This is a genomic window from Streptomyces sp. NPDC005496 (assembly GCF_042872045.1).
Taxonomy (GTDB): Bacteria; Actinomycetota; Actinomycetes; order Streptomycetales; family Streptomycetaceae; genus Streptomyces.
The window spans coordinates 1-21,351 of the sequence record NZ_JBIAJQ010000003.1 but is presented as its reverse complement, the minus strand read 5'-3'; the positions used below and the strand labels follow the sequence as shown (position 1 = coordinate 21,351).

The following is a 21,351-nucleotide window of genomic DNA, read 5'->3' as shown; positions in this document are numbered from 1 at the left end:
TCCATCCTGGCATGCGGGGGTGACACGGCACCCTGCAATAAGGCTGCCCTCCGGGGGCTGCGCCCCCGGCCCCCCGCATTGGCCTGGACGGTCTTGTCCTCAAGCGCCGGACGGGCTGGGTGTTCTCGGCCAAGGACGTAGGTCCTGGGCGTTGGACGGGCTGGAGGGTCTTGGCCGGGGGGCGGAGTTCCTGGGCGCCGGACGGGTTGGGTTTTCTCGGTGGGGTGCCCCGTGCCCGCGCTGCCGGTGCCGTCCCGGGGCTCTGTGTCGGGCGTCAGGTCAGGGATTTTTCCGGAGTGGGGGTCGGGGTCGGGGTGGGGAGGCGGCGGAGGGTGGTGGTGGCCAGGGTCGCTGCCGCCAGGAGGAGCAGCGCTCCGGCGACGGCGGCGGCGTTCATGCCGCTGGTGAACGCCTCGCGGGCGGCCGTCGTCAGGGCGTCGCCCGCGCCGTCCGGCAGCCGGCGGGCGGTGTCCAACGCGCCGCCGAGGGTCTCGCGGGCCGCGGCCGGGGCGGTGGACGGCATCTCGTGGCGGTAGACGGCGGTGCCGATGGAGCCGAGGGCCGCCATACCCAGCGCGCCGCCGAACTCCGCGCCCGTCTCCAGCAGGGAGGACGCGGTGCCCGCGTTGCCGACGGGGACCGTGCCGAGGGCGAGGTCCATCATCTGGGACATCACGGTGACGATCCCGGAGGCGAGGACGCCCGCGCCGGCCAGCACCAGCCACAGCGAGTCCGTACCGGCGAGGACGAGCAGGCCGTAACCGCACGCGGCCACGGCGAAGCCGCCGGCGACGACATGGGCGCGGTCCACGCCCTTCTGCACCAACTGCGCGGCGACCGGGGCGGCGACGCCGACCAGCACCGTCGGCAGCAGCGCCCACAGGGCGGCCTCCATGGAGCTCTTGCCGAGCACGGACTGGAGGTACTGGGTCGTGAAGAACGCCGATCCCATCATCCCGAACGAGGAGACCAGGTTGAGGACGACCGCCGGCGCGAAACCGCGTCCGCGGAACAACTCCGGTGGGATCAGGGGGGATTCGGCGGTGCGCTGGCGGTGTGCGAAGAGCGCGGTGAAGAGCAGGCCGACGGCGACGCAGACCACGTACCGCGGCTGCCAGCCCTCGGAGGGGATCTCCTTGACGCCGTAGATCAGGGGCAGCACGGCCGCCATCGACAGCGGCACGCTCAGCAGGTCGAAGCGGCCGGGCCGGGGGTTCCTGGACTCGGGCAGCAGGACCGGGCCGAGGACCAGCAGCAGCACCATCGCGGGCAGGTTGACCAGGAAGACCGAGCCCCACCAGAAGTACTGGACGAGGACACCGCTCATCACCGAGCCGAGCGCGATCCCGCCGGTCATCACGCCGGACCACAGGCCGACGGCCTTCGCGCGCTGGCCGGGGTCGGTGAACATCGTGCGGATGATCGCCATCGTCGACGGCATCAGGGTCGCGCCGCCGACACCGAGGAGGGCGCGGGCCGCGATCAGGGTCCCGGCGCTGTCCGCGTACGCGGCGAGCACGGAGGCCGCCCCGAAGGCGGCGGCGCCGCACAGCAGCAGCCGACGGCGTCCGATCCGGTCGCCCAGCGAGCCCATCGTCATGAGGAGCCCGGCGAGCACGAACGCGTAGATGTCGAAGATCCACAGCTGCTGGGTGCCGCTCGGCTCCAGGTCCGCGCTGATCGCGGGGATCGCGAAGTAGAGGACCGAGACGTCCATCGAGACCAGGAGCAGCGGAAGCATCAGGACGCCGAGGGCGGTCCATTCGCGGCGGCCGGCGCGGGGGCCGGGCGTGGGGGCGGGGCTCGTCGAGTGCGTCATGGCAGGGACTGTACGGGCGTCTTAAACGCTTGTCTAGAACGTTTGTATAGTACGGGTGTCAGAGACGCCTGTATGGGACGACCGTATGGGACGCTTGTCTGGATCGGGGTACGCTCGTCCGTATGGGACACCGTGAGGATCTGCTCGACGGCGCCAAGCGCTGCCTGCTGGAGAAGGGGTTCGTGCGCACCACGGCCCGCGACATCGTCCGGGAGTCGGGCACGAACCTGGCGTCCATCGGCTACCACTACGGCTCGAAGGACGCGCTCCTCGCGGAGGCCTACGTCGACCTGATCGCGAACCTGGGCGAGGGCTTCGACGGTTTCGGCGGGGACGGCACGGTGGGGGAGCCGGGTTCCCTGGAGCGCTTCCAGGAGGTCTGGGCGAACATCACCCGGTCCTTCCGCGAAGCCCGCCCCGTCTGGATGCTGACCTTCGAGGTGATCACCGACGACGGCCGGCTGCCCGGGGTGCGCGAGCAGTTGGTGAAGGCCCAGGACGAGGGGCGCCGGGGTCTCGTCCCGCTGCTCATGGGCGGCCGGGAGTCCGACGTGGACGACGAGACGCTGCGCACGGTCGGCGGTTTCTACCAGACCCTGCTCAACGGCCTGTGCGTGCAGTGGCTCTTCGACCCCGACTCCGCGACGGACGCCTCGCATCTCACGGAGGGCCTGCGGCGGGTGATCGAGGCGTCGGCGAAGACGGCCGGCTGACGCCGCCCGCGTGCGGCACGGCCGCGGGGATGCCGGACGCGCCGTCTACAGGCGGGTCCCCTTGAGGGCCATGTGCAGCAGCAGGCGGTCCTCGCCGTCGTCCAGGTCGAGGCCCGTGAGCTGTTCGACCCGGGACAGGCGGTAGTACAGGGTCTGCCGGTGGATGCCCAGCGCCGCCGCGGTGCGTCCCGCCTGGCCCGCGCAGTCGAGGAACACCTCGGCGGTGCGGGCGAGTTCGCGGTGGGCGGGGGTCAGCAGGGTGCGGACGGCAGGGTCCTGGGCGGCGCCTGGGGGGAGCGAGGTCAGGAGCCGGAAGGGGCCGATGGACGCCCACTCGGCGACCGGGCCGAGACGCGGCTCGGCCAGTACGGCCCGGGCGGCGGCCGACGCCTCCTGCCACGCGGCGCCCAGTTCGGTGAGTCCGGCGCGCGCCCCGGCGACCCCGGCCGCCACGACCCCTGCGGTGCCCCCGGTGCCCCCGATGCCTCCGAGGTCGTGGGGTCCGGCCGTTCCCGCGAGGCGCCCGGCCGCCGGAGCCCCCGCGCCCGCCGCCTCCCGGACGAAACGCGTGGCCGCCGTCAGCGCCGGTGTCAGCACCTCCGGCGACCGCAGCCGCATCAGCAGCGCGAGGCTCTGCCCCGTCGCCCCCCAGGGCACCGTGCACAGCGCGGTCGCCCCCGGCACCGTACGCACGGACGGGGCGTCGTCCGGGTCGGCGGAGGGCCACGGGGCGACACACACGACCGTGTGCAGGCCGTCCCCGCGCGGGCCGAGCGCGGTGCGCAGCTCGGCCACCGCCATGTCCCGCTGCCAGCCCCGTTCGGCGGTGAGGACCGCCCGCAGCTCCCGGGTGAGGTCCGCGCCCGCCTGTGCCTCGTCGGCGAGCAGCGCCCCGATGCGGGCGGCGACCTCCATGGCGGCGGTCAGCTGCGCCGCCGTCGGCCCCGGATCGCCGTCCAGGAGCCACACGTAACCGAGGACGACCCCCCGATGGCGTACCGGCAGGCAGACGCGTCCGCGGTGGACGCCGGCCTCCGGCGCCGGCGGGATGCGGACCGGGCCCGTCGCCCGGGCGATGCCGAAGCCCTCGAACCAGGAACGGACCGCCGGCGTCGAGCGGCGGGTGAGGATCGAGCGGGTGCGCACGGGGTCGAGGGCGGCCTCGTCGAAGTCGCTCTCGCTGTCGTACGTGCCGAAGGCGATCAGCTCGAAGTCGCGGTTCTCCAGCGTCGCGGGGGCGCCGAGGAGCGCGGAGATCTCGTCCACCAGCTCCTGGTACTCGCCGCGTCCGGCCGGCCGGCCCGCCTTGAAATCGCCCGTCACACGGGCATTCTCCCTCATTCCCCCGGAGCCTTCATACAGATGTCTGAGATCCGGGGCACGGATGCGTGACAGCTGTCGATGGCCGAGGATCGGGGGGATCCTTAGGTTTCACGGTGGTTCTCCGTGCCGTACCCGGGCGTCCCCGCCCGGGGCCCGCGGCCGTCCGTACTTTCCGTGGAGGTGCCCCGTGCTGGGTCCCGTGATTCTCGCCGCGTCGCGCAGCGACAGGATGCGCCGCTTCGTGTCGGCGGCCCCCGGCACCAAGCAGGTGGTGGCCCGCTTCATCGCCGGTGAGACGGTCGACCAGGTCGTGCCGATCGTGCAGGACGCCGTCGGGAAGGGCCTGGAGGTCACCCTCGACGTCGTCGGCGAGGACATCACCACCCGCGAGCAGGCCGCCGCCGCCCGGGACGCCTACCTGGAGCTGATCGAGCACCTCGCGCGCCTGGAGCTCGGCACCCGCGCCGAGATGTCCGTCAAGCTGTCGATGTTCGGCCAGGCGCTGGAGGGCGGGCACGAGCTGGCGCTCGCCAACGTGCGCCCGGTCGTCGAGGCCGCCGCCGCCATCGGCACCACGGTCACCCTGGACGCCGAGGACCACACCACCCTCGACTCGATGTTCGCCATCCACGAGGAGCTGCGGAAGGACTTCCCGCAGACCGGCTGCGTCATCCAGGCCTACCTCTTCCGCACCGAGGCCGACGCCCGCCGCCTCGCCGCGAACGGCAGCCGGGTGCGGCTGGTGAAGGGCGCCTACAAGGAGCCCGCCGAGGTCGCGTACCAGGACAAGGCCGAGATCGACAAGGCGTACGTCCGTGTCCTGCGCACCCTGATGCAGGGCGACGGCTACCCGATGATCGGGTCCCACGACCCCCGGCTGATCTCCATCGCCCAGGAGCTCGCCCGGCTCGCCGGCCGCAAGCTCGACGAGTACGAGTTCCAGATGCTCTACGGCATCCGCGGCGAGGAGCACCTGCGGCTCGCCGCCGAGGGGCACCGGATGCGTGTCTACACCGCGTACGGCACCGACTGGTACGGCTACTTCATGCGGCGCCTCGCGGAGAAGCCGGCCAACCTCCTGTTCTTCGCGCGTTCGATCCTTACCAAGGGCTGAGCCCGAACCACCGCTCACTAAGGAGTTACGGAAACCATGGACGCTGTGACCCAGGTCCCCACCCCCGTCAACGAGCCGGTGCACGGCTACGCCCCCGGCTCCCCGGAGCGCGCCCGTCTGGAGGCCAAGCTCAAGGAGCTGGCCGAGAACCCCATCGAGCTGCCGATGACCATCGGCGGCGAGAAGCGGCTCGGTGGCGGTGAGCGCTTCGAGGTCGTGCAGCCGCACAACCACAAGGCCGTCCTCGGCACCGGCGCCAACGCCACGGCGCAGGACGCGCAGGACGCGATCGACGCCGCCCTCGCCGCCGCCCCGGCCTGGCGCGCGATGTCCTTCGACGACCGTGCCGCGATCATCCTGCGCGCCGCCGAGCTGCTGTCCGGCCCCTGGCGCGAGACCCTCGCCGCCTCCACCATGCTCGGCCAGTCCAAGACCGCCCAGCAGGCCGAGATCGACTGTCCCTGCGAGCTCGTCGACTTCTGGCGCTTCAACGTCCACTACGCCCGCAACATCCTGGCCGAGCAGCCCCCGGCCAACTCCCCGGGCGTGTGGAACCGCATGGACCACCGCCCGCTGGAGGGCTTCGTCTACGCGATCACGCCGTTCAACTTCAGCGCCATCGCGGCCAACCTGCCCACCGCGCCCGCGCTCATGGGCAACGTCGTGGTCTGGAAGCCGTCCCCGACGCAGACCCACGCCGCCGTGCTGCTCATGCAGCTCCTGGAGGAGGCGGGCCTGCCCAAGGGCGTCATCAACCTCGTCACCGGCGACGGCATCGCGGTCTCCGAGGTCGCCCTGGAGCACCGCGACCTCGCGGGCATCCACTTCACCGGCTCGACCAAGACCTTCCAGTACCTGTGGAAGACGGTCGGCAACAACATCGAGAAGTACCGCTCGTACCCCCGTCTGGTCGGCGAGACCGGCGGCAAGGACTTCCTGGTCGCGCACCCGAGCGCCGACCGCGCCGTCCTCAAGACCGCCCTGACCCGCGGTGCCTTCGAGTACCAGGGCCAGAAGTGCTCCGCGACCTCCCGCGCGTACATCCCCGCCTCCATCTGGAACTCCGGCTTCAAGGAGGAGTTCGCGGCCGAGGTCGACGGCCTGACCATGGGTGACGTCACCGACCTCACCAACTTCATGGGCGCCGTCATCGACGAGCGGTCGTTCGCGAAGAACAAGGCCGCCATCGACCGCGCCGGCTCGGACCCTGCCTGCACGATCGTCGCGGGCGGCTCCTACGACGACTCGGTCGGCTACTTCGTGCGCCCGACCGTCGTCGAGTGCTCCGACCCGGAGAACGAGGTCTTCCGCACGGAGTACTTCGGCCCGTTCCTCGCCGTGCACGTCTACGAGGACGAGCGGTACGAGGAGATGCTGACCCAGATGGAGTCGGTGTCGGACTACGCGCTCACCGGCTCGGTCGTCTCCAACGACCGTGCGGCGGCCGCGTACACGATGGACAAGCTCCGCTACGCCGCGGGCAACTTCTACATCAACGACAAGTCGACCGGCGCCGTGGTCGGCCAGCAGCCCTTCGGCGGCGGCCGTGCCTCCGGCACCAACGACAAGGCCGGCGCCCCGCAGAACCTGATGCGCTGGACGCTGACCCGCGCCATCAAGGAGACGCTGGTCCCGCCGACCGACTACACGTACCCGCACATGGGCTGACCTCCCGCGAGGTTCCGGGCCGGGAGGCCGCCGAGCGACGGCGGTTCCCGGCCCGCATGCGTCCCCGGGCCGCCCGGCGGGACGCGGCGGCCGGAATACTGGGGCGATGGCCACCCGACTGCGTACCGCTCACACGGCGGAACTCGCCCCCGCCGAACTCCGCGCCGTCCGCGCCCTCCTGGAGGACGCCTTCGAGGGCGACTTCGGCGACGAGGACTGGGACCACGGTCTCGGCGGCATGCACGCCCTCGTCCACGACGAGCGCGGCCTCGCCGCCCACGGCTCCGTGGTCCAGCGGCGCGTCCTGCACCGCGGGCGCTCGCTGCGCGTCGGATACGTCGAGGCGGTCGGCGTGCGCTCCGACGTCCGGCGGACCGGCCTGGGCGGCCGGGTCATGGGCGCCCTGGAGGGGATCGTCGACCGCGCCTACGCCCTCGGCGCGCTCTCCGCGAGCGACGAGGGCGCCGCCCTCTACGCGGCCCGCGGCTGGCAGGTCTGGCCCGGCCGGATCTGCGCGCTCGGCCCGGCCGGTGTCGTCCGGCTCGCGGAGGAGGAGGGCACCACCTTCGTCCGGCACGCCACGGCCGGCCCGCTCGACCCTGCGCACGAGCTGATCTTCGACTGGCGTGACGGCGACGTGCTGTGACGGTGCGTCAGACGCCGCGCACGATCATCTTCCCTGTGTTGCCGCCGCGCAGCATCGCGAGGAACGCCTCCACGATCCGGCCGAAGCCGTCCACCACCGTCTCGTCGAGGGCCAGCCGTCCGTCCCGCAGCGCCGGCACCGCGAACTCGTACAGCTCGTCCTGGAGTTGCAGGTGGTCGCGCACCAGGAAGCCCTCGATGCGCAGGCTCTTCTCCACCACGTCGGCGTGGTCGAACACCGCGAGCGTGGCGTCGGGGGTGTTGTACTGGCCGACCGTGCCCACCCGCACCACCCGCCCGTACCGGCGCAGCGCGCCGACGGCCGCCCCGAGGTGCTCGCCTCCCACGTTGTCCACGAACACGTCGACGCCGTCGGGCGCGGCGCCGGCCAGGAGGTCCGCCACCGGTCCGGTGCGGTAGTCGAACGCCTCGTCGTAGCCGACCTGTTCCTTCAGGTAGCGCACCTTCGCGGCGCTTCCCGCGCTGCCCACCAGGCGCCCGGCGCCCATCAGCCTGGCCAGCCGTCCGGTCGCCGTGCCGACCCCGCCCGCGGCGGCCGAGACGAACAGGTCCTCGCCCTCGCGCAGCCGCGCCACGCGGGTCAGTCCCACGTACGCGGTCAGGCCGGTGCCGCCGAGCAGGCCCAGGTGGGCGGTCAGGGGGACCCCGTCGAGACGCGGGAGCCGTCTGGCCTCGTCCGGGCGCACGACGGAATGGGTGCGCCAGCCGTGGCGGTGGAACACGATCTCGCCCTCGGGGAGCGCCGGATCGCGGGACTCGGTCACGCGTCCGAGCGTGCGGCCCTCCAGCGGGGCGCCGAGCGTGAAGTCGCCGTCCATCATCTCGCGGTGGTACGGGTCGACGGACCAGTACAGGTTCTCCACCAGGGCGGTGCCCGGGGCCGGCCGGGGCACCGGCGACTCGACGAAGCGGAAGTGGTCCGCGGTGGGGAATCCGGTCGGACGGGCGGTCTGCTGGACGGTGAGCGCGGTCCCGCCGGGGGAGGCCGGCGCTCCGACCGCGGGGGTGCCGAGGGGCGTTGGGTTCATGGGCATGACGCTAGGAAGGAATGCGCGGCCCGGGCAGAGGGTTGCGCTCATGCGACGGCGCCTTCCATGAGCCGTCCTCATAGGAGCAGGTGGGAGCCCCGATGACCGCAGCCGACCTCGCCCCGCAGGAACTGCGGACCCTGGTGGCCGTCGCGCGGGAGGGCGGGTTCTCGGCGGCGGCCGGGACGCTCGGCACGACCCAGTCCGCCGTCTCGCACGCGGTGCGCGGTATCGAACGCAAGGTGGGCGTCGTGCTGTTCGAGCGGGGCCGGTACGGGGCACGGCCCACACCCGCGGGGGAGCGGGCCGTCGTCCACGCCCGGCGGGTCCTGCGGATGCTGGAGACGCTCACCGCCGAGGCGCGTGGTGCCGGGGCGGGGCCGGACGGCGGCGACACCGTCGCCGGGCCGCTGCGCGTCGCCTCCTTCCGGAGTGCCGCCCTGCATCTGCTGCCGCCTGCCCTGGAGAGGCTGGCGGCCCGGCACCCCGGGATCGAGGCGACCGTCCGCGTGGTGCGCGAGGTGGGGCCCGGTACGGCGGGCGAGGTGGCCGAGGGACGGGCGGACCTCGGGATCGCCACGCTCGGCACGAGCGCGCCCGTGCCGCCGGAACTCGTCGGCGACGTCCTCCTGGAGGAGCCGTACGCCCTCGTCCACCCGGCCGGTCATCCGCGCCCGCGCTCGCTGCCGCTGGTCGACTGGACCGAGAACTGCTCGTCGTACACCCGCGCGTGGTGGGCGGCGCAGGACTGGATCCCGTGCGCGACGGTGCGGGCCGAGGACGACGGAGCGGTGCTCTCCATGGTGAGCAGTGGTCTCGGCATGGCGATCATGCCCGAGCTCTCCCTCGCGAGTGCACCGCTCTCCGTCGAGATCACCGATCTCGGCCCGGACCGGCCGACGCGCTCCGTCGGGTACGTCACCACGCCCGAGCTCGCCGGCACCGTCGCCGTCCGCGCGCTGATCAGGGAGCTGCGGGCGCTGCACCCCCGGCGGGTATGACCCCCCGGATCACGTCCCCGCAGGTCAGAGCGGTGGAGGGCAGGCCGCCGTCTCAGATAGTAGGAAGTCCGAGTAATTGTGGAGACAGATGCGCCGTCCTCGCCTAGCTTTGTAGGAGCCGAACGTCTCGCTCGATCAAGCGAATGGCGGTCGTGAGCCGGGCCCCGAGCAGGCAACCCCTGCGGCACCGCTCCCCGCCCCTCCGGCGTCTCGTATCCCTCACCCCACTTCCGGCGTCATCGTCCGGAGGCAAGGAGCCGACCGTCATGGCCGAGACGACCGTCCGCCGAGTCCGTCACGTTTCCCGTACCAGCGATTCCGACCGCAAGAACGCAGCCGCGGCACTCCAGCGCGCCCTCGACCGCCGGGACAACGGCGGGGCCACGGGCCACTGAGGCCCCCCGCCCCTCCCACCGTCGCGCGGGCCGCGCCCGGGCGGCGGTGGCGCGAGGCCAACGGCCCGCGCCACACCGCGCGGTGCGGCGCCCGCGCCGGTCACTTCCCGCGCCGCACCTCGAAGTGGTCGATCCGCTCCCCGTCCTGCGTCAGCGCGGACACGGTGAGCCGGGGACTCGCACCGGCCTCCGCCTCCACGGAGAGGAACGAGTAGCCGGTGTAGCGCACCCGCGACCACTCGACGGTGTCCCGCTTGCGCCGCTTCGCCTTCGTCCAGTGGAAGGTCTCCACGGACTCGCGGTCCCGCACCTTCTTCTCGTGGCTGTCCTTCACGCCGTCCGGGAAGGCGTACAGGCTCTTGCCCGCGCCGCCCGCCGTCACGTAGACGATGCCGTCGCGGGTCGGATCGGTCGAGGCGCCCACCGGGACCCGCCGTCCCACGGCGCCGCCCCTGATGGCGTCGGTCCGCTCGTAGACGTGGTTGTGCCCGTTGATCACCAGGTCCACCTGGTGCTTGGCGAACAGCGGGACCCAGGTGTCCCGGACCCCGCCGTCGGAGGCGTGCGTCGACGTCGAGTAGGCGCAGTGGTGGAAGAACACGACGACGAAGTCCGTCCGCTCGCGCAGTTCCCCGAGCCGCCGGTCGAGCCAGGCGGTCTGCCGGCCGTCCGAATAGCCGAGGTTGGCGGGAATCTCGTACGACACGTCGTTGGCGTCCAGGGCGACGATGCCGACGTTGCCGTAGACGAAGGAGTAGACGCCCGGCGCCCGCCTCGCGTCGAAGCCGTTGTCGGGCAGCGCCCAGCGCGCGGACTGGCCGCCGTAGCCGTTCGGCGAGTACCAGGCCTCCATGTCGTGGTTCCCGGTCGTCACCATCCACGGCACCGACCCGGCCACGGTCTCGGTCTGCTTCAGGAACAGGTCCCAGGCCGCGGGGTCGTAGATGTCCGACTTCTCGCCGTGGCCGGTGCCGTCGGCGTAGCAGATGTCGCCCGCGTGCAGGTGGAAGGCCGGGCCGCGGCCCAGCAGCGCCTTGTCGTTGGCCAGGGCGTCGGGTGTGACGCCCTGGTCGCCGAAGGCCGTGAACACGAACTTCTCCGGGTGCGCGGGCGCCGTGCGGAAGCGGGAGACCGTCCCGTGGTGCTTCTTGTCCGCCGGGTCGAAGCCCTCGTGGCCGACGCCGTAGTAGTACGTCGTCCCCGGGCGCAGTCCGTCGAGCGCCGCGTGCAGGTAGTACTGGTCGAGCGCCGCCCGCTGCCCCTCCACGCCCGGTGTGTGCAGGTCGCGCAGGTCGGCCTCGATCCGCCGGCTCAGCGACCAGGGCGTCAGGCCCACGCGGACGTACGGCCTGCGGACCGCGGACGGCACCTGCCAGGAGATCCGCATCTGCGTCATGGGGTCCGCGCCGAAGGCGAGATGGCGCCCGAACGGCGCGAGGGCGGAGCCCGGGAAACGGCTGGTGGCCGGGCTCGGCGCACCGCCCGCCGGCTGGGACCGGCTCGCGGTGCCCGGCGTGCAGCCGGCCAGCAGCCCGGCGCCCGCGAACGCGCCCGCCGACACCAGCGCCCGGCGCCGGGTGAGCCGCGTGCGCAGGTACTCGTGCTGCTCGGCCATGCTCATGCGGCGCGCGAGCTGCTCCGGTATGCCGACGTCAGGGGTGTCCATGCCGGTGAACTTCCCAGCAATTCCCAACAACCGCCAAACGGACGGGTGAACGGAGTCTGACGAATGGTTCCGCCGCCCGTCCGGACACGCTCGGGATGTCCGTATGGCGGACACCGCGTGTCATCCCATGGGACAAGGAGTACGGTGCTGCGCATGTCGGCAAGCTCTCGCATCCTCAATCTCGCAGTCATTCCCGGTGACGGCATCGGCCAGGAGGTCGTGGCCCAGGGACTGAAGGTCCTCTCCGCCGTCCTCCCGCAGGATGTGAAGCTGGAGACCAAGGAGTTCGACTTCGGCGCCCGGCGCTACCACGCCACCGGTGAGACCCTCACCGACGCCGACCTCGACGCCCTGCAGAAGCACGACGCGATCCTGCTCGGCGCGATCGGCGACCCCTCGGTCCCCTCCGGTGTCCTGGAGCGCGGCTTCCTGCTCAAGCTCCGCTTCGCCTTCGACCACCACGTGAACCTGCGTCCGTCGAAGCTGCTGCCCGGTGTGGCCACCCCGCTCGCGGGCGAGCCCGAGATCGACTTCGTCGTCGTCCGCGAGGGCACCGAGGGCCCGTACACCGGCAACGGCGGCACCATCCGCAAGGGCACCCCGCACGAGGTCGCCACCGAGGTCAGCGTCAACACGGCCTTCGGTGTCGAGCGGGTCGTCCGGGACGCCTTCGCCCGCGCCCAGGCCCGCCCCCGCAAGAAGCTCGCGCTCATCCACAAGAACAACGTGCTCACCTTCGCCGGTCACCTGTGGACGGACGTCTTCAACAAGGTGGCCGAGGAGTTCCCCGACGTCACCACCGAGTACATGCACGTGGACGCGGCGACGATCTACCTCGTCACGCAGCCCGAGCGCTTCGACGTGATCGTCACCGACAACCTCTTCGGCGACATCATCACCGACCTGGCCGCGGCCGTCTCCGGCGGCATCGGCGTGGCCGCCTCGGGCAACATCAACCCGAGCGGCACGTACCCCTCGATGTTCGAGCCCGTGCACGGTTCGGCGCCCGACATCGCGGGCCAGGGCAAGGCCGACCCCAGCGCCACGGTCCTCTCCGTCGCCCTGCTGCTGCGCCACCTCGGCTACGAGAACGAGGCCGCGCGGATCGAGGAAGCGGTCGCCGCCGACCTCGCCGAGCGCGTCGGAAAGCCCGCCCGCAGCACCGATGAGATCGGCGACGCCCTCGCCGTACGAGTAGCCGGCTGACCCCGCGCCACTCGCTTTCCACAGGAGCCGCCGGGTCGCATCCGCACCCGGCGGCTTTTCTTATGCCCTCGCCGGGTGCCACCATCGAACCCTGGGCCGCATTCACACCTTTTTCGTCCACGGCTCGCCACACGCGATAATCGAACGTGGAGCCGCGGAATGAGGGAATGCTCGGACGTCCTAGCACTGGCCACTGGCAGTACAGGCGTGAGCGCGGCCCGTCACACACAACCGGTGAAGGACAACCACTCATGACGACGCCCACCATCGAGCTCAAGCCCTCGGCCGCCCCCCTCTCCGAGGCGGAGCGCGAGGCCATCCTGGCCAACCCCGGGTTCGGCCGCCACTTCACCGACCACATGGTGACGATCCGGTGGACCGAGGGCCGCGGCTGGCACGACGGCCAGCTCGTCCCGTACGGCCCGCTCTCCCTCGACCCGGCGAACATGACCCTGCACTACGCGCAGGAGATCTTCGAGGGCCTGAAGGCGTACCGCCAGCCCGATGGTTCCGTCGCCACCTTCCGCCCCGAGATGAACGCGCGGCGCTTCCAGGCGTCCGCCCGCCGGCTCGGCATGCCCGAGCTGCCCGTCGAGACGTTCATCGAGGCCTGTGACGTCCTGGTGCAGCACGACCGCTCCTGGGTCCCGGCGCACGGCGGCGAGGAGTCCCTCTACCTGCGGCCCTTCATGATCGCGACCGAGGTCGGCCTCGGGGTGAAGCCCGCCAACGAGTACCTGTTCCTGGTCATCGCCTCGCCCGCCGGCGCGTACTTCGCCGGCGGCGTGCGGCCCGTCTCGATCTGGCTCTCCGAGGACCGCGTCCGCGCCGTCCCCGGCGGCATGGGCGACGCCAAGACCGGCGGCAACTACGCCGCGTCGCTGCTCGCGCAGGCCGAGGCCGCCGCCAAGGGCTGCGACCAGGTCGCCTACCTCGACGCCGTGGAGCACAAGTGGGTCGAGGAGCTCGGCGGCATGAACCTGTACTTCGTGTACGGCGACCGGATCGTCACGCCCGAGCTGACCGGCTCGCTGCTGGCCGGCGTCACCCGTGACTCGCTGCTCACCGTCGCCCGCGACCTCGGCTACGGGGCGGAGGAGGGCCGCGTCTCCATCGACCAGTGGCAGCGCGACACGGAGAACGGCACCCTCACCGAGGTCTTCGCCTGCGGCACCGCCGCCGTGATCACCCCGGTCGGCACGGTCAAGCGGACCGGCACCGAGTGGCAGCAGTCGGGCGGCCGGCCGGGCGAGGTCACCCTGCGGCTGCGCGAGGCGCTCCTCGACATCCAGCGCGGCATCAGCGAGGACAAGCACGGCTGGATGCACCCCCTGGGCTGATCCCGATCCCACCCCCGCGCGAAGCCCGGCCCGTCACGAGCCGGGCTTCCCGCGTCTCCCGGCCGGCAGGCACCGGCCCGCCCCGCCGGGCGGCCGCGGTCCCGCACCGGCCCCCGCCGAGCCTGCGTATGCTCGCCTCGATCATCTGCCCGAAGACGCCGGAGGGGGCGCGCGTGCTGAGGCTGCTCGGCTTCTTCGACGACTTCGGTTTCCGGGGTGAGGTGGCTGCGGGACCGCTGAGGGCGCAGGTGCGGACGACCGGCGAGCCGGACGAAGCGCGGATCGTGGAGTATCTCGACACGGGCCACGGCCTCACGCACGTCATGGAGGCGGGCGTCGACGTCCTGACCGGAGAGGTCCACCGGCACACGTCCGGGTGCTCCTCGCTGGTGACCGACGGCGTGTGGGTGTGGCGCGCGGACTTCGCGCACTACCTGGAGGCGTACCACGTGCCGCTGCCCGCCGCCTTCACCGCCCGGGTGCGAGGGCTGCGCCATCGGATGCCGGACCTGACCGGTGCGGACTTCGCACCGGTCTTCGCCGAGATCGTCTCCGCGTTCGGATGGGCGCATGCCGAACCGTGGGACGCGGAGTCGGTCCTGCGGCCGGGGGCACGGTCCGTTCCGACCCGTGCCGAATTCGTGGCCGGGGTCCGGCGGGAACGGCCCGCCGGACCGTGGGGCAAGGCGCCCCGCAAGCCCCGCGGGGTCGGCCGGGGGCTCTGACCGTCGCCGCCGTACGCGGTGGTGCGGGATCCGGGGGCGCGGTCCCGGCCCGTCACGACGACAGTGGGGCCTCCTCGCGCTCCGTGTCCGCGGGGGCGGGCGCGGCGGACGTGCGCCGGGGCAGGGCGAGGTAGAGGGCGCCGCCGACCGCTCCCGACAGCAGGAAGCTGCAGTCCACCCCGCCGGTCAGGGACAGCAGCGGGCCCTCGTACGAGGGGAGGGAGACCGCCAGCAGGCCGACGCAGGCGCCGAGCGCCCAGGAGACGGTGGCCGGGACGTGCCAGCCGCCGCGGTACCAGTAGACGCCGCCCTTGGCGCGGCGGTTGAAGACCTGGAGCGCGTCCGGGTCGTAGACCCCGCCGCAGCGGACGAAGCCGATCAGGGTGATCACCGCCCACGGCGTGCCGATCGCGGTGAGCAGCAGGACGAAGGACGTCATCGCGTCCTGGGCGCTGGACGCGTAGTGGCCGACGAACACGCAGGCGGTGGCGACGACGGCGACCGTGACGGTGGCCCGGGCGCGGGAGGCCCGCGGGAGGATCGCGTCGAGGTCCAGGCCCATGGAGTACAGCATCAGGCCCGCGTTGCCGACCGAGCCGGCGGACGCGGCGAGCAGCAGCGGGACGAGGTACCAGCCGGGCGAGGCGGCGACGAGCGGGCCCGCGTAGTCGAGGGCGGCGCGGGCCGCGTACGCCGTGAAGGTGCCGAAGAGCTGCGGGACCAAGAGGCCGGCGAGCAGGCCGAGCCAGGTGGCGTGCAGGACCGAGCGGGAGCTGTGGCGGACGGGGGAGATGTAGCGGGTGTAGTCCCCGAGGAGGGTGATGAACGCGATGGGCCCGGACAGGCCCGCCGCGACCGCCGCCAGCAGCCACGTCGGCCAGAACGAGCCGAGCAGGTACCCGCCGGTCTCCGGGAGCGCGGAGGTGGTGAAGTGCGGGGCGTACGCGATCACGCCGAGGACCAGCAGCGCGGTCATGCCGATCGCCAGCACCCGGGACATCGCGAGGAGCACGCGGTAGCCGTACACCGCGCCCGCCACCGTCGCCGTGGCGAGGAGCGCGTACACCACCGCGTACGAGACTCCCGTGGCCGGCAGTCCGAGGAGCCGGTGCAGCACGCTCACCATCACGTCGCCGCCGATCCAGACGGTCAGCGCGGTGTAGCCGAGGGCGAGCAGCAGGCCGACGACCGAGCCGACCAGCCGGCCGCGGACGCCGAACTGGGCGCCGGAGGAGGTCGACAGGTTCGTCGCGGTGCGCAGGGAGACCAGCGCGAGCGGGGCGGTGACCGCGGTGCCGACGACGGTGCCGGCCACTATCGAGCTGACGGACGCCCACCAGTCGAGGCCGAAGGACGGCGGCAGCCAGCCGAAGATGATCACTCCGAGGCACAGGTTGGACCCGAGCAGGATCGAGACGAGGTCGCGGGGCCCGCTGGTGCGTTCCTCGTCCGGGACGGTGTCGACTCCGCGCTGTTCTATCGGCATGGCTGGTCTCCTTCGATCGGCCGCCTGCGTGCACACCTGAAAGTTTGAGCGGCGTTCAATGTGACCTGTCCCGGCGGGCACGTCAATGTTTCCGTCCCGTGAATCTCACCGTTAGGCTGTGGTTAGAGTGTTGCTCTAACTGGTGGAAGGCAAGGAGGTGTCGCGTCGTGAGACTGACTCCCACCGAGCGTGACCGGCTGCTGCTCTTCGGGGCCGCCGAACTGGCGCGGGCCCGCCGGGCCCGCGGCCTCAGGCTCAACGTCCCCGAGGCGACCGCCCTCATCGCCGACACCGTCTGCGAGGCGGCGCGGGACGGGCGGCGTCTCGCCGAGGCCATCGCGGCGGCCCGCGCGGTGCTCGGTCCCGACGACGTCCTGCCGGGGGTCGCCGACGTCGTCACCGAGGTGCACGTGGAGGCCGTCTTCGACGACGGCTCCCGGCTCGCGGTGGTCGGCGACCCGATCGGCGGAGGACTCGGCGGGGACGCCCCGGGCGCGCTGCTCCCGGGACCCGCGCACGGCGACCCCGAGGCCGTCGTCCGGCTCACCGTCACCAACACCGCGACGGTCCCGGTCTCCGTCACCTCGCACTTCCACTTCTTCGAGGTCAACCCGCGGCTGGACTTCGACCGGTCCGCGGCCTACGGCATGCGGCTCGCGGTGCCCGCGGGCTCCTCGGTGCGGTTCGGTCCCGGCGAGAGCGTCGAGGTCGGGCTGCTGCCGATCGGCGGCGAGCGGATCGCGATCGGCTTCGCCGGGCTGGTCGACGGGCCGCTGGACGCGCCCGGAGCCAGGCGGGAGGCCCTGCGCAGGGCCGCCGCCTGCGGCTACCTGGGAGCGGGCGGGTCCGGCACGGCCCCGCGTGACGGCACGGACGGCGACAGCGGCCCCGAGGCGGGCCCCGCGCACGACGGAGGCGGACGATGAGCGACACGACCCGGGTCGACCCCTACGCGTACGCCGCGACCCACGGCCCGCGGGCCGGGGACCGGATCCGGCTCGGCGACTCCGGGCTGACGGTCCGGGTGGAGAGCGACGCCCAGAAGTACGGGGACGAGTTCCTGGCCGGCTTCGGCAAGACCGCCCGCGACGGACTGCACCTGAAGGCCGCCGCCGTCCGCGACACCTGCGACGTCGTGATCAGCAACGTCGTCGTGATCGACGCCGTCCAGGGGATCCGCAAGGTCTCCATCGGCATCCGCGAGGGCCGGATCTGCTCGATCGGGCGCGCGGGCAACCCGGACACCCTCGACGGGGTCGACGTCGTCGTCGGCACCGGCACGTCCATCGTGTCCGGCGAGGGGCTGGTCGCCACCGCCGGCGCCGTCGACACGCACGTCCACCTCCTGTCGCCGCGCATCATGGAGGCCTCCCTCGCCTCCGGCGTCACCACGATCATCGGCCAGGAGTTCGGGCCGGTGTGGGGCGTCGGCGTCAACTCGCCCTGGGCCCTGCGGCACGCCTTCGGTGCCTTCGACGCCTGGCCGGTGAACATCGGCTTCCTCGGCCGGGGTTCGTCCTCCGACCCGGCCCCGCTCGTGGAGGCGCTGGCCGAGGGAGGCGCGAGCGGTTTCAAGGTCCACGAGGACATGGGCGCCCACACCCGCGCGCTCGACACCGCCCTGCGGGTCGCCGAGGAGCACGACGTCCAGGTGGCCCTGCACAGCGACGGACTGAACGAGTGCCTCTCCGTCGAGGACACCCTGCGCGTCCTGGACGGGCGCACCATCCACGCCTTCCACATCGAGGGCTGCGGCGGCGGCCACGTGCCGAACGTCCTGAAGATGGCGGGCGTCCCGAACGTCATCGGCTCCTCCACCAACCCGACCCTGCCCTTCGGCCGGGACGCGGTCGCCGAGCACTACGGGATGATCGTCTCCGTCCACGACCTGAAGACCGACCTGCCCGGCGACGCCGCGATGGCCCGCGACCGGATCAGGGCCGGGACGATGGGCGCCGAGGACGTCCTGCACGACCTCGGCGCGATCGGCATCACCTCGTCCGACGCGCAGGGCATGGGCCGGGCCGGCGAGACCGTCCGCCGCACCTTCGCGATGGCCGGGAAGATGAAGGCCGAACTGGGACCGCTGGACGGCTCGGGCGACACCGGCGACGACAACGCGCGCGTGCTGCGCTACATGGCCAAGCTGACCGTCAACCCGGCCATCGCGCACGGTCTCTCCCACGAGGTCGGCTCCATCGAGGTCGGCAAGCTCGCCGACATCGTCCTGTGGCGGCCCGAGTACTTCGGCGCCAAACCGCAGCTCGTCCTCAAGTCCGGGTTCCCCGCGTACGGGGTCGTCGGCGACCCGAACGCGGCCACCGACACCTGCGAACCCCTCGTACTGGGACCGCAGTTCGGGGCGCACGGCGCGACGCCCGCGGAGATCTCGGTGGCGTTCGTCGCGCAGGCCGCGCTCGACCTGGGCCACGACACCATGCCGACCCGCCGCCGCCGCGTCGCCGTGCGCGGCACCCGCGGCATCGGCCCCGCCGACCTGCGCCTCAACTCCCGTACCGGAGCCGTCGACGTCGACCAGCGCACCGGCCTGGTCACCCTCGACGGGGACCCGCTGCGCTCCGAACCGGCCGACTCCGTCTCCCTCAATCGCCTGTACTTCCTGTAATCGACACAGCCTCTAAGGACCCCCCATGTCTGCTGCCGCCGACGGCTTCCGCATGCCCGCCGAGTGGACCCCGCACGAGCGCACCTGGATGGCGTGGCCGGGCCCCAACCCCACCTTCGACGACCCGGACGACCTGGCCGGGGCCCGCCGGGCGTGGGCCGAAGTGGCGCGTGCCGTACGCCGCTTCGAACCCGTGACGATGGTGTGCGGACCGGGCCAGACGGCCGGGGCGCGCGAACTCCTGGGAGCCGGGATCGAGTTGGTCGAGCGGGACCTCGACGACGCCTGGATGCGCGACATCGGCCCCACCTTCCTCACCGACGGGAAGGGCCGACTGGCCGCCGTGGACTGGACGTTCAACGGCTGGGGCGCCCAGGACTGGGCCCGCTGGGAGCACGACGGCAAGATCGCCGCGTACGTCTCGGATCTCGCCGGGGCGCGCACGTACAGCTCGGACCTGGTCAACGAGGGCGGCGCGATCCACGTCGACGGCGAGGGGACCGTGCTCCTCACGGAGACCGTGCAGCTGGGCCCCGAGCGCAATCCGCACTGGACGCGCGAGCAGGTCGAGGCCGAGATCCACGCCCTGCTCGGCACCCGCAAGGCGATCTGGCTGCCGCGCGGCCTGACCGGCGACTATCCCCCATACGGCTTCGGCACCCTCGGGCACGTCGACATCGTCGCCGCCTTCGCGCGGCCCGGCGTCGTCGTGGCGCACGCGCAGCCGGACCCGGCGCACCCCGACCACGAGGTCAGCAAGGAGATCATCGGGCTGCTCAGGGGACAGACCGACGCACGCGGCCGCCGCCTGGAGGTCGTGGAGGTGCCCGCCCCGACGGTGCTGGAGGCCGACGGTCACTGGGCCGACTACTCGTACATCAACCACTACCTCTGCAACGGCGGCGTGGTGCTGTGCGGCTTCGACGACCCGCGCGACGAGATCGCCGCCGGCATCTTCCGGCGGCTGTTCCCCGAGCGGACGGTCACCCTGGTGGACGCCCGTACGATCTTCTCCGGGGGCGGTGGCATCCACTGCATCACCCAGCAGCAGCCGAGGACCTGACCCGGGAGACGCGCGTGGCCGAGAGCCGCACACCGCGGAGGAGGAACGCCCCTCCGCGCGAGGACGTGCTGGCGGCCGCCATGGACATGATCGCCGAGCGCGGTCTGGAGAAGCTCACCATGGCGGCGCTCGGCCGCGAGGTCGGCATGAGCAGCGGCCACCTCCTCTACTACTTCCACTCCAAGGACGAGCTGCTGCTGCGCACCCTGGAATGGAGCGAGGGGCGGCTCGGCGCCGAGCGCGGCCGGCTGCTCGCCGCGCGCGGGACGGCCCGCGAGCGCCTGGACGCGTACGTCGACCTGTACGTGCCCGACGGCCACCGCGACCCGCACTGGACGCTCTGGCTGGAGGTCTGGAACCGCTCGCAGAACGCCGACGAGGAGGCCCGCGACCGGCAGTCCGCCATCGAGGGCGCCTGGCACCGCGACCTGGTGGCGCTGCTCGCCGAGGGTGTCTCGCGCGGCGAGTTCCGCCGGGTCGACCCGGACCGCTTCGCCGCCCGGCTGCGGTCCCTGCTCGACGGTTTCTCCATCCACGTGGCCATCGGCCTGCGCGGGACGGACCGCGGACAGGTCCTTTCCCATGTCCGGGAGTTCCTGGACGACTCCCTCGGGGACGGCTCGGCCGGTCGGGAGTCCTGAGGCGGGTCCTCGGCAGGGCGGACAGGGGGTGGCCGGTTCTCGGCAGGCCGGGTCCCGGCAGGGCAGTCTCGGGGAGGCAGGGCGGACGCCGGGAGGCGGGGCCTCGCCTGGGCGCAGGCGCCGGACGCCGGCCGGTGATGGCCGGAAGCCGCCCTCCCGGCGGGACGCCCGGCTCGCATCCTGAGACGCCGGTGAGCACCGGGGCCCCGTTGTGCCAGACTGCCACCGTGCTCTCGTTCGCCATGATTATTGGCAGCAGGCGCGCCGGTCCGCAGTGACCGCCACGTACCACCACGTACGGGCGGGCACCGTCGTCTCGACCCGCGCGCAGACCTCTCGCACCCGCGAGGGGTTTTTCGTTTTCCTGGCCCACCACAAGCCGGGAAGAGAGCGCGAGGGATCATTGGGGGACGGTGGAGCCGGTCATTCCGGTAGACCGAGTTTTCTCACAGGAGCCACAGACCATGACCGAAACCAGCGAGCTCGACGATTCGTTCCACGTCTTCGACACGACGCTGCGCGACGGCGCGCAGCGTGAGGGCATCAACCTCACGGTCGCGGACAAGCTGGCCATCGCACGGCACCTGGACGACTTCGGCGTCGGCTTCATCGAGGGCGGCTGGCCCGGCGCCAACCCCCGGGACACCGAGTTCTTCGCCCGCGCCCGCCAGGAGATCGACTTCCGGCACGCCCAGCTCGTCGCCTTCGGCGCCACCCGCCGGGCCCACGCGAAGGCCGCCGAGGACCCCCAGGTCCAGGCGCTGCTCGACTCCGGCGCCCCGGTGATCACCCTCGTCGCGAAGTCCCACGACCGGCATGTCGAGCTGGCGCTGCGCACCACCCTGGAGGAGAACCTGGAGATGGTGCGCGA

General features: G+C 72.5%; 18 protein-coding genes and 1 pseudogene. 14 read left to right on the top strand and 5 right to left on the bottom strand.

Annotated features, from left to right (window positions below; translation table 11 throughout):
• Positions 1–274: 274 nt before the first annotated feature.
• Entirely contained in the window at positions 275–1,819 is a 1,545-nt protein-coding gene (locus tag ACFYQQ_RS08815) for an MFS transporter (RefSeq protein ID WP_388904043.1), read from the bottom strand.
• A 122-nt stretch (positions 1,820–1,941) separates the two neighbouring features.
• On the opposite strand from ACFYQQ_RS08815, the gene ACFYQQ_RS08810 reads away from it, so the two are divergent.
• Positions 1,942–2,532: a TetR/AcrR family transcriptional regulator gene (locus ACFYQQ_RS08810; RefSeq protein WP_355794068.1), complete on the top strand. Its 591-nt coding sequence runs from the start codon at positions 1,942–1,944 to the stop codon at positions 2,530–2,532.
• 45 nt (positions 2,533–2,577) lie between these two features.
• On the opposite strand, the gene ACFYQQ_RS08805 is transcribed toward ACFYQQ_RS08810, so the two are convergent.
• Positions 2,578–3,873 carry a PucR family transcriptional regulator gene (locus ACFYQQ_RS08805; RefSeq protein WP_388904041.1) on the bottom strand — a complete coding sequence of 432 codons (1,296 nt, stop codon included), beginning with the start codon at positions 3,871–3,873 and terminating at the stop codon, positions 2,578–2,580.
• Between the two features lie 169 nt (positions 3,874–4,042).
• Between ACFYQQ_RS08805 and ACFYQQ_RS08800 the strand changes: the two genes are divergently transcribed.
• The 3 genes from ACFYQQ_RS08800 (at position 4,043) to ACFYQQ_RS08790 (ending at position 7,283) form a co-directional block, all read left to right on the top strand.
• Entirely contained in the window at positions 4,043–4,969 is a 927-nt protein-coding gene (locus ACFYQQ_RS08800) for a proline dehydrogenase family protein (protein ID WP_355792243.1), read from the top strand.
• A 36-nt stretch (positions 4,970–5,005) separates the two neighbouring features.
• Complete coding sequence (gene pruA, locus ACFYQQ_RS08795) at positions 5,006–6,637, top strand: L-glutamate gamma-semialdehyde dehydrogenase (protein ID WP_356171700.1); 1,632 nt, start codon at positions 5,006–5,008, stop codon at positions 6,635–6,637.
• 106 nt (positions 6,638–6,743) lie between these two features.
• A complete protein-coding gene (locus tag ACFYQQ_RS08790; RefSeq protein WP_355794489.1) occupies positions 6,744–7,283 on the top strand; it encodes a GNAT family N-acetyltransferase in 540 nt (179 codons plus the stop codon).
• 7 nt (positions 7,284–7,290) lie between these two features.
• Here the strand turns inward: ACFYQQ_RS08790 and ACFYQQ_RS08785 are convergent, their stop codons facing one another.
• Complete coding sequence (locus ACFYQQ_RS08785; protein WP_355794488.1) at positions 7,291–8,331, bottom strand: NADP-dependent oxidoreductase; 1,041 nt, start codon at positions 8,329–8,331, stop codon at positions 7,291–7,293.
• Positions 8,332–8,432: 101 nt separating this feature from the next.
• On the opposite strand from ACFYQQ_RS08785, the gene ACFYQQ_RS08780 reads away from it, so the two are divergent.
• The gene (locus ACFYQQ_RS08780; RefSeq protein WP_388904037.1) at positions 8,433–9,332 is read left to right on the top strand and encodes a LysR family transcriptional regulator; all 900 of its coding nucleotides are present in this window, start codon (positions 8,433–8,435) and stop codon (positions 9,330–9,332) included.
• 266 nt (positions 9,333–9,598) lie between these two features.
• Positions 9,599–9,727: a hypothetical protein gene (locus tag ACFYQQ_RS08775; protein ID WP_344392558.1), complete on the top strand. Its 129-nt coding sequence runs from the start codon at positions 9,599–9,601 to the stop codon at positions 9,725–9,727.
• 100 nt (positions 9,728–9,827) lie between these two features.
• On the opposite strand, the gene ACFYQQ_RS08770 is transcribed toward ACFYQQ_RS08775, so the two are convergent.
• Positions 9,828–11,393, bottom strand: a complete 1,566-nt coding sequence (locus tag ACFYQQ_RS08770; RefSeq protein WP_388904035.1) for a purple acid phosphatase family protein — start codon at positions 11,391–11,393, stop codon at positions 9,828–9,830.
• Between the two features lie 153 nt (positions 11,394–11,546).
• Between ACFYQQ_RS08770 and ACFYQQ_RS08765 the strand changes: the two genes are divergently transcribed.
• From ACFYQQ_RS08765 to ACFYQQ_RS08755, 3 genes are all read left to right on the top strand, one after another.
• Positions 11,547–12,599, top strand: coding sequence for a 3-isopropylmalate dehydrogenase (locus tag ACFYQQ_RS08765; protein ID WP_355782000.1), 1,053 nt, complete (start codon positions 11,547–11,549; stop codon positions 12,597–12,599).
• 251 nt (positions 12,600–12,850) lie between these two features.
• Entirely contained in the window at positions 12,851–13,939 is a 1,089-nt protein-coding gene (locus tag ACFYQQ_RS08760) for a branched-chain amino acid aminotransferase (RefSeq protein ID WP_356171710.1), read from the top strand.
• A 128-nt stretch (positions 13,940–14,067) separates the two neighbouring features.
• Positions 14,068–14,664: a hypothetical protein gene (locus tag ACFYQQ_RS08755; RefSeq protein WP_356243752.1), complete on the top strand. Its 597-nt coding sequence runs from the start codon at positions 14,068–14,070 to the stop codon at positions 14,662–14,664.
• A 52-nt stretch (positions 14,665–14,716) separates the two neighbouring features.
• On the opposite strand, the gene ACFYQQ_RS08750 is transcribed toward ACFYQQ_RS08755, so the two are convergent.
• Positions 14,717–16,150: a cytosine permease gene (locus tag ACFYQQ_RS08750; protein WP_388904032.1), complete on the bottom strand. Its 1,434-nt coding sequence runs from the start codon at positions 16,148–16,150 to the stop codon at positions 14,717–14,719.
• Positions 16,151–16,317: 167 nt separating this feature from the next.
• On the opposite strand from ACFYQQ_RS08750, the gene ureA reads away from it, so the two are divergent.
• The 5 genes and pseudogenes from ureA to ACFYQQ_RS08725 form a co-directional block, all read left to right on the top strand.
• Positions 16,318–17,076: an urease subunit gamma gene (ureA, locus tag ACFYQQ_RS08745; RefSeq protein WP_356243746.1), complete on the top strand. Its 759-nt coding sequence runs from the start codon at positions 16,318–16,320 to the stop codon at positions 17,074–17,076.
• A complete protein-coding gene (locus tag ACFYQQ_RS08740; protein ID WP_355780985.1) occupies positions 17,073–18,776 on the top strand; it encodes an urease subunit alpha in 1,704 nt (567 codons plus the stop codon). The genes ureA and ACFYQQ_RS08740 overlap by 4 nt, the downstream gene beginning before the upstream one ends.
• A 25-nt stretch (positions 18,777–18,801) precedes the next feature.
• On the top strand, positions 18,802–19,839 hold the full coding sequence (locus ACFYQQ_RS08735; protein WP_355780983.1) for an agmatine deiminase family protein: 1,038 nt from the start codon (positions 18,802–18,804) through the stop codon (positions 19,837–19,839).
• A gap of 80 nt (positions 19,840–19,919) precedes the next feature.
• A complete protein-coding gene (locus ACFYQQ_RS08730) occupies positions 19,920–20,480 on the top strand; it encodes a TetR/AcrR family transcriptional regulator (RefSeq protein ID WP_355780988.1) in 561 nt (186 codons plus the stop codon).
• Between the two features lie 464 nt (positions 20,481–20,944).
• Positions 20,945–21,351: pseudogene (locus tag ACFYQQ_RS08725) on the top strand (citramalate synthase); the annotation flags it as partial.